Genomic DNA, 7,450 nt, shown 5'->3' with positions numbered 1-7,450 from the left:
GGCAGGCGCTGCCAGGCGGCGATCAGGCGCGTGGAGTGGAAGGGCTGGATCGGGGCGGGGCCGTGCGGCCCTTCGACGCCGCGCATGGCGACGATGAACAGGCGCGGGCGCGATTGGGGCAGCCACAGCCCGGCGTCGATCTCCAGAGCGCCGACCGTATAGCCCGCCTCGGCCATGGCGGCGCAGACGGCGGCGAAGTCCTGTCCTTCGCCCGAGGTCAGCAGGCCGACGACGTTTTCCAGGACGATGATCGGCGGCGCGCGGTTCTCGGCGTCCAGCCCCTGCATTAGCTTCCAGAAGCCCCAGAAGGCGCCCGAGCGTTGGGCCTTCAGCCCGCCGCGCGCGCCCGCCAGGCTGACGTCCTGACACGGCGACGACGCCCAGCACAGGTCGGGCGCGCCCGGAACCTGATCCGGCGTCACAGCCCAGACATCGTCGTGGATCAGCGGCGCGTGCGGGTGGTTGGCGCGGAAGGCGCGCGCCTTGGCCGTGTCGATGTCGTTGGCCAGGATCGTGCGAAAACCCGCCCCGTTCAGGTTCAGTCCCAGGCCCGCCAGGCCGCCGCCCGCGAAGAACTCGCAGGCCGTGAAGGCGGCGCCTGCGTCTGCAGCTGGGGCGGGGCGAATCGGCATGAAACGACATTAACCCAAGCGAGCCGCTTTGGCGCCTGTCTTGACGGGGGGAAGGCAAACCGTGACCTTGCCCGCGAACTCTAGAAAGGACCGCCATGCGCGTCGCCCTCCTCTCCGCCGCCGCCTTGTCCCTGACTTTGTCTTTGGCCCTGGCCGCCTGTTCGCAGCCCGCTGAAAAGGCGTCTGAGCCCGTCAAGACCGAGCCGCGCGCCCTGGCGGGCGTCGATCTGGATCAGCCGGTGCGCGTGCTGGGAACCGAGCCCTTCTGGGCGGTGGAGATCAAGCCGGACGGCCTGACCTATTCCGGCGTCGACCGGGTCGAGCAGAAGGCCGCCAATCCCGGTCCGAGCCTGCAAGGCACGGTCGCCAGCTGGACCGCCAAGACCGAGGCCGGGACGGATTTGACCGTCACCCTGACGGCGACGGACTGCTCGGACGGCATGAGCGATCGCACCTATCCTCTGACCGCCAAGGTCGAGATCGGCGACGAGACCCTGACCGGCTGCGCCGCCGCCTCGGCCGCTATCGAGAGGGCTGGGGAGAGCGGCCGCGTAGAGTAAGGCGAAGCTGGCGCCCGGCTTGCATTGAGCGCTGTTACGCGGCCGGGCTGTCCCCGGTCGGTTCACCGGCCAGGATGGTCCCATGACGCCCGTAGCGACGCCGATCGACATCCGTCCCCTGACCTCGCTCAGGTTCCTCGCGGCCCTGTGGGTCGTGGTCTATCTGATGTGGCCCAATCTGGCGGTCGGCGGCATGCCCGCCCTGGCCGCCAAGGGCTACCTGGGGGTCGAGCTCTTCTTCGTCCTGTCAGGCTTCATCCTCAGCCACGTCTATCTCCAGGCGTTTGGCGAGAAACGCTTTGGCTACAAGGGCTTCCTGTGGGCGCGCATCGCGCGGGTCTATCCGCTGCACCTGTTCACCCTGTTCGGCGTCATGGCCCTGGGGCTGGCGGCGACGGCGGCGGGCATGGCGATCGACGCCAGCATCCTCAGCTGGAAGACGCTGCTGCCCAACCTGCTGATGGTCCACGCCTGGGGCTTTGCGGGCGAGGCGGGCTGGAACCATCCGTCCTGGTCGATCTCAGCCGAGTGGTTCGCCTATCTGACCTTCCCCGTCTTCGCCGCCGCAGCCTGGAAACTGCGGAACCGGCCATGGCTGGCGACGGCGGCGGCGGCGCTGTTCCTTGTCGCCCTCTATGTCGGGTTCGAGCGCGTCGCGGGCTATCGTCTGACCGAGGCGACGTTCAAATGGGGCGCGCTGCGGATCGTGCCGTGCTTCGCCTACGGCTGCGCCCTTTACCTGGTCTATCGCCGGGCGCCCCTGCCGCGCGCGGCCCTGCTGGCCCTGGCGGCGGCGGCTGTGACGGTGCTCAGCGCCTCGCTGATGAGCTGGGACGGGATCACCGTCTTGTCCGGCGGCTTGCTGATCCTGGCTCTGGCCAGCATTCCGGCGAACAAGGCGGGCGTCCTGGGTTCCGCTCCCGCCGTTTATCTCGGCGAGATCAGCTATGCGGTCTATATGCTGTGCGCCCCGTGGCAGATCCTGGCGGTCAATGTCGCGGCGCGCCTGACCGGGGCGGAAGACAAGCAGCTTCCCCTCGTATTGTGGCTGGCGATCATCGCGGGCTTGATTGTCGCCGCCGCGATTGTTCATCAACTGATCGAGCGCCCGGCCCGTCGTTTCCTGCGCGGGTGGGCGCAGAAGCGGCGATCATCTGTGGGTCAGCCGGGGAAACAGTCGGAAACAGTTCTTCAACATTCTGACCCTATCGTCTAAGGCTTGTCCGCGTTCAGTCGGGAGCACGCCAGATGATGAAACGGCTCACAGCCGCCGCCCTTGCGGCAAGCCTAGGCTTTTTCGCCTTCACCACGACCCCGGCCCAGGCCGGCGATCCCTACTGGCAGTGCGTGACCTTCGCGCGCATGTTCTCGGGCATTCAGATCTTCGGCGACGCCTGGACCTGGTGGCGTCAGGCCGTCAGCAAGTTCCGCACCGGCGACGCGCCTGAAACCGGCTCGGTTCTGGTGTTCCAGCCCCACGGCCGCATGAGCGCCGGCCACGTCGCCGTCGTCTCCGACGTCCTGACCGACCGCGTGATCCGCGTCACCCACGCCAACTGGGGCGGCAGCCGCGGCAAGGTCGAGGAAAACGTCACCGTCGTGGACGTCTCGTCCTCGGGCGACTGGAGCCGGGTGAAGGTCTGGTACAACCCGATCAACGATCTGGGCACGACCGTCTATCCGACCTACGGCTTCATCTATAACGGCGCTCGCGACGCCTTCGCCAACGGCCGTCAGATGGCCGCCAACGCCGCCGCCGAAGACCGCGCCGCCAACTAGGCTGCGCTGCGTCGAAAAGGTCTGGCCCCGCCCGGCTGATCGGGCGATAGCTGGCGTATGACCGAAGCAAACGACATTCGCGGACACGCGATCGAGACGGCCAAGCATGAGCCGCAGGGCGTGACCTACGCCGGTTATCTGGCGCTGGACGACATCCTGTCCGCCCAGAAGCCGCGCTCCGACCAGCATGACGAGATGCTGTTCGTCATCATCCATCAGACCAAGGAACTGTGGCTCAAGCAGATCCTGCACGAGGTGGCGCTGGCGCAGACGCTGGTCCGCGCGGGCGATTTGGTGCCCGCCTACAAGAGCCTGGCCCGCGTCAGCCGCATCCAGTCGGTGATGACCCAGAGCTGGGACATCCTGGCCACCATGACGCCCGCTGACTACCTGAAGTTTCGCGGCGATCTGGGCGCCAGTTCGGGCTTCCAGAGCGATCAGTTCCGTCGCCTGGAGACCATGCTGGGCCTGAAAGACCCGCGCTTCCTGCGCTTCCACGCCGAACGTCCGGACGCCCATGCGGCGCTGCAGGCGGCCCTGGAGTCGCCCAGCCTCTACGACGACGCCCTGCGTCAGCTGGCCAAGGCGGGGCTGCCGGTGCCGGAGGCCGTGCTGAACCGTGACGTCAGCCAGTCCTATGAGGCGAACGAGGGCGTCGAGGCCGCCTGGCTGGAGGTCTATCGCGACACCGAACGCTGGTGGCCGTTGTATCAACTGGCCGAAAAGCTGGTCGATCTAGACGACGCCCTGCTGACGTGGCGGCACAAGCATGTCGTGACGGTCGAGCGCATCATCGGCCGCCGTCAGGGCACGGGCGGCACCGACGGCGTCGGCTATCTGGTCGAGACGCTGAAGCGCCGCTGCTTCCCTGAACTGTGGTCTCTGCGCACCAAGCTGTGACGCTGGAAACCTTCGCCGCTGGCAGGGGTTTCTCTCTTGAGCAGCAACGGAGGTTTCCGATGAGCGGCAACAGCCACGACATCAAGGCCCTCAATGGTTTGGTCGAGGGGCTGGTCGACAGCGCCGACGGCTATCATCAGGCGGCCGTGGAGGCGGCGGACGGCCCTTATCGCGCCTGGTTCGAGGGGCAGGCGGCCGAGCGGCGTCGCCTGGCCGAGGGGTTCAAGGCGGCAGTGCGCGAACGCGGCGGATCGCCGGAGGAAGACGGCTCCATCCTGGCCAAGGCTCAGCGCGCCTTCATGGACGTGAAGCACGCCCTGCTGCGCAATGACGCTTCAGTGCTGGGTACGATCGAGAGCGGCGAGGAGCAGTTGACTGCGCGGTTCGAACGAGCGCTGGCGGATGAAGGCCTGTCCGCCACGACCAAGGAGACCATCCGCCGCGCCTATGTAGAGGTCCGCGCGGGCCACGACCAGCTCAGCGCCCTGAAACAGGGACTGGCGGGTTAGGCGCTCAAGTAGCGCGCCGCCGAGCGGCGAGCGCTAGCGCACAAAAAAGCCCCGGCGTTTCCGCCGGGGCTTTTGATCTTCAGCGCGAAGCCGAAGCCTGAAATCAGGCCTCGTCGCCGGCCTTCTCGGCCGTGCCGGTGGCCGGGACGGCGACCTTGCGGGCCGTCTGGCGCTCGGCGATACGGGCCGACTTACCGCGACGGTCGCGCAGGTAGTACAGCTTGGCGCGACGGACGACGCCGCGACGCTTCACTTCGATGGAGTCGACGTTCGGCGACAGGATCGGGAAGCGACGCTCCACACCTTCACCGAACGAAATCTTGCGGACCGTGAAGGTCTCGTTGATGCCGCCGCCATCACGGGCGATGCAGACGCCTTCGAACGCCTGGATGCGTTCGCGCTCGCCTTCCTTAATGCGCACGTGGACACGCAGGGTGTCGCCGGGCTGGAAGTCGGGGATGGTCTTGCCTTCGAGCAGGCGGGCTTTTTCTTCGGCAGCGAGCTGCTGGACGATGTTCATAGTGTCTCTCCGGAGCTTATTTGCTCTTTAGCTGTAAGTTGGCGAGATGCCGCTCCCAGAGATCCGGGCGCCGCTCCCGCGTGGTCTTTTCCCTTTGCTCCTGACGCCATTTGGCGATCTTCTTGTGATCGCCTGACAACAGGATCTCCGGGATGTCGTGGCCCTCGAACGTCCGCGGTCGCGTGTACTGCGGATGCTCAAGCAGGTCGTCCTCGAAGCTCTCGGTCGACAGGCTTTCCGCCGCACCCAGAACCCCCGGAACCAACCGGACGCACGCCTCGATCGCCACCATGGCCGCCGCCTCGCCGCCGGCGAGCACCGCGTCCCCGACGGAGACCTCCTCGAACCCTCGGGCGTCGAGCACCCGCTGGTCCACCCCCTCGAAACGGCCGCACAGGACGACGATGCCGTCGGCCTTGGCCCATTCCGTCACTCGCGCCTGCGTCAGGGGTCGACCGCGTGCGCTCATGTACAAAAGCGGCCTAGGCGGGCCTTCCAGGCTGTCGAGAGCCCTGGCCACCACGTCCGCTTTAAGCACCTGACCGGGACCGCCACCCGCAGGGGTGTCGTCCAGGAAGCCGCGCTTATCTTCGGAAAACGCGCGAATGTCCAGCGTCTGCAAGTCCCACAGCCCCTTCTCGCGCCAGGCGGTGCCGATCAGCGACACCCCCAGCGGTCCGGGAAAGGCCTCGGGGAACATGGTCAGGACGGTGGCGGTAAAGGGCATGGCGGCCCTTTACCGCTCTACTGTCGCAAACGCGAGCCTCAGGCGGCCGGGTGGCCGCCGCCCTTGGCGATCCAGGCGTCGACCAGGTCGCCCAGAACGTCCAGCGGCACGGCGCCTGAGCCCAGGACCACGGTGTGGAAGTCCTTGATGTCGAAGCGGTCGCCCAGCGCCGCCTCGGCCTTGGCGCGCAGCTCTTCGATCTTCAGCTCGCCGATCTTGTAGCTGGTCGCCTGGCCGGGGTTGGTGATGTAACGCTCGACCTCCTTCTGGATGTCGCGCTCGGACAGCAGGGAGTTGTGACGGAAGTAGTCCATCGCCTGTTCACGGCTCCAGCGCTTGGCGTGCAGGCCGGTGTCGGTCACCAGACGCACCGCGCGCCACAGCTCGGTCGAGAGGCGGCCGAAGTCGGAATAGGGATCCTGATAGAAGCCCATCTCCTTGCCCAGACGTTCCGAATACAGGCCCCAGCCTTCGGAATAGGCGCCGTAGCCGCCGAAGCGGCGGAAGCTGGGCAGGTGCTCCATCTCTTGCGCATAGGCGATCTGGAAGTGGTGGCCCGGCGCGCCCTCGTGATAGCTGATGCCCTCGATCTGGGGCTTCAGCACCTGGGTCATGTCCGACAGGTTGACGTAGTAGATGCCGGGGCGCGAACCGTCCGGCGCGGGCGAGTTGTAGAAGGCGATGGAGGCCGTCGCCTCACGGAACGGCTCGACCGCGCGGACCTCCAGCGGGGCTTTGGGCAGGTTCGAGAACCACTGCGGCGCCACGGCCATGACCTGAGCCACAAAGGCGCGGGCATCGGTCAGATAGGCTTCCTTGCCCTCCGGCGTGTTCGGATACTGGAACTGCGGATCGGTCTTCAGAAAAGCGAAGAAGTCCTGCAGCGAGCCGGTGAAGCCGACCTGGGTCTTGATCGTCTCCATGTCGCGCTGGATGCGGGCGACCTCGTCCAGACCGATCTGGTGGATCTGGTCGGCGGTCAGGTCAGTGGTGGTCGAGAGCTGCAGGCGTGCGTTGTAATAGGCCTCGCCCTGCGGCAGGCGCCACACGCCCGCGTCGCTGTCGGCCTGGGTCTGCACCTGGCCGAGCGCCGCCAGCACTGTGTCGAAGCCGCGCTTGTAGGGGCCGGTCAGAGCTGTGCGCGCCGAGGCCAGCAGGCGGTCCTTGGTCGCCTGATCGGCGTCCAGGGCGGTGATCTTCTTCTGGAAGTCGGCCCAGACCGGGTTGTCGGCGCCGCCGTCGAACGGGGCGCCGGCGATCACCGCGCGGGTGTTGTCGATCGAGGGCTCGAACACGAAGCGCGGCGAGACCACGCCCTTGCCGGCGCGCGCCGTCAGGGTGTCGGCCACCTGGCCCATATAGCGTTCGGCGGCGTTCAGGCGGGCGACATAGGCCTCGGCGTCCGCAACGCTTGAGATGCGGTGGTTGTTGATCAGGAAGACCGGCAGGCTGGTCGTCGGGTTGCCGTTGGCGGCGAACTGGAAGCCCCAGTCGCGCCACTGGTTAGACAGGCGCGCCTGCTGCACCCCGTGTTCGAACAGGCGCCAGGACAGGCGGCTCTGTTCGCCCAGCTTCGTGGGGTCGAACTGCGCCTTCATCTGGGCCAGCTGGGCTTCCTGCAGGGCCAGCGAGCGTTGGGCGGCGGCGTCGGAGACGTCGTCCAGCTTGTCATAGTCGGTCTTGCGGCCCAGCGAAGTCATGCGCTGGGGGCTCAGCGCCACGCGCGCCTCGAACGCCTGTTCGAAAAAGGCGTTGAGCCGGGCGTCCTCGCTCTGGGCCTGGGCCGTCGCGGCGGCCGGCGCGGCCCCCTCGGCCATGGCGGC

General features: G+C 67.3%; 9 protein-coding genes. 5 read left to right on the top strand and 4 right to left on the bottom strand.

From position 1 onward, the window contains the following. On the bottom strand, window positions 1-632 hold a 632-nt coding region (locus tag RT567_RS11425), incomplete at its 3' end, for a DNA cytosine methyltransferase (RefSeq protein ID WP_313576477.1). Between the two features lie 95 nt (window positions 633-727). On the opposite strand from RT567_RS11425, the gene RT567_RS11420 reads away from it, so the two are divergent. The 5 genes from RT567_RS11420 to RT567_RS11400 all read left to right on the top strand — a co-directional run bounded on the left by RT567_RS11420 (window position 728) and on the right by RT567_RS11400 (window position 4,380). Beyond that, window positions 728-1,192 carry a hypothetical protein gene (locus RT567_RS11420; protein WP_313576476.1) on the top strand — a complete coding sequence of 155 codons (465 nt, stop codon included), beginning with the start codon at window positions 728-730 and terminating at the stop codon, window positions 1,190-1,192. 82 nt (window positions 1,193-1,274) lie between these two features. Further along, window positions 1,275-2,408: an acyltransferase gene (locus RT567_RS11415; RefSeq protein WP_313576475.1), complete on the top strand. Its 1,134-nt coding sequence runs from the start codon at window positions 1,275-1,277 to the stop codon at window positions 2,406-2,408. 32 nt (window positions 2,409-2,440) lie between these two features. Further along, window positions 2,441-2,971, top strand: coding sequence for a CHAP domain-containing protein (locus RT567_RS11410; protein ID WP_292055968.1), 531 nt, complete (start codon window positions 2,441-2,443; stop codon window positions 2,969-2,971). A 57-nt stretch (window positions 2,972-3,028) separates the two neighbouring features. Next, a complete protein-coding gene (locus RT567_RS11405; protein ID WP_234287603.1) occupies window positions 3,029-3,871 on the top strand; it encodes a tryptophan 2,3-dioxygenase in 843 nt (280 codons plus the stop codon). 59 nt (window positions 3,872-3,930) lie between these two features. Beyond that, window positions 3,931-4,380, top strand: a complete 450-nt coding sequence (locus tag RT567_RS11400) for a PA2169 family four-helix-bundle protein (protein WP_313576474.1) — start codon at window positions 3,931-3,933, stop codon at window positions 4,378-4,380. A gap of 103 nt (window positions 4,381-4,483) precedes the next feature. On the opposite strand, the gene rplS is transcribed toward RT567_RS11400, so the two are convergent. The 3 genes from rplS to RT567_RS11385 form a co-directional block, all read right to left on the bottom strand. Continuing rightward, window positions 4,484-4,900 carry a 50S ribosomal protein L19 gene (gene rplS / locus RT567_RS11395; RefSeq protein WP_292055961.1) on the bottom strand — a complete coding sequence of 139 codons (417 nt, stop codon included), beginning with the start codon at window positions 4,898-4,900 and terminating at the stop codon, window positions 4,484-4,486. A gap of 16 nt (window positions 4,901-4,916) precedes the next feature. Beyond that, on the bottom strand, window positions 4,917-5,627 hold the full coding sequence (trmD, locus tag RT567_RS11390) for a tRNA (guanosine(37)-N1)-methyltransferase TrmD (protein WP_138140739.1): 711 nt from the start codon (window positions 5,625-5,627) through the stop codon (window positions 4,917-4,919). A gap of 38 nt (window positions 5,628-5,665) precedes the next feature. Next, window positions 5,666-7,450 (bottom strand): DUF885 domain-containing protein (locus tag RT567_RS11385; RefSeq protein ID WP_313576473.1); only part of this gene is annotated, 1,785 nt, incomplete at its 5' end.

The organism is Brevundimonas sp., assembly GCF_032107865.1.
Taxonomy (GTDB): Bacteria; Pseudomonadota; Alphaproteobacteria; order Caulobacterales; family Caulobacteraceae; genus Brevundimonas.
Note: the sequence above shows the minus strand (reverse complement) of the source record. Positions and strands in the feature narration are given on the sequence as shown.

What these genes read in the sequence shown, in the direction of transcription:
- RT567_RS11420 (WP_313576476.1), top strand. Translation starts at nt 728, where the DNA reads ATGCGCGTCGCCCTCCTCTCCGCCGCCGCCTTGTCCCTGACTTTGTCT.
- RT567_RS11415 (WP_313576475.1), top strand. Translation starts at nt 1,275, where the DNA reads ATGACGCCCGTAGCGACGCCGATCGACATCCGTCCCCTGACCTCGCTC.
- RT567_RS11410 (WP_292055968.1), top strand. Translation starts at nt 2,441, where the DNA reads ATGATGAAACGGCTCACAGCCGCCGCCCTTGCGGCAAGCCTAGGCTTT.
- RT567_RS11405 (WP_234287603.1), top strand. Translation starts at nt 3,029, where the DNA reads ATGACCGAAGCAAACGACATTCGCGGACACGCGATCGAGACGGCCAAG.
- RT567_RS11400 (WP_313576474.1), top strand. Translation starts at nt 3,931, where the DNA reads ATGAGCGGCAACAGCCACGACATCAAGGCCCTCAATGGTTTGGTCGAG.
- rplS (WP_292055961.1), bottom strand. Translation starts at nt 4,900, where the DNA reads ATGAACATCGTCCAGCAGCTCGCTGCCGAAGAAAAAGCCCGCCTGCTC.
- trmD (WP_138140739.1), bottom strand. Translation starts at nt 5,627, where the DNA reads ATGCCCTTTACCGCCACCGTCCTGACCATGTTCCCCGAGGCCTTTCCC.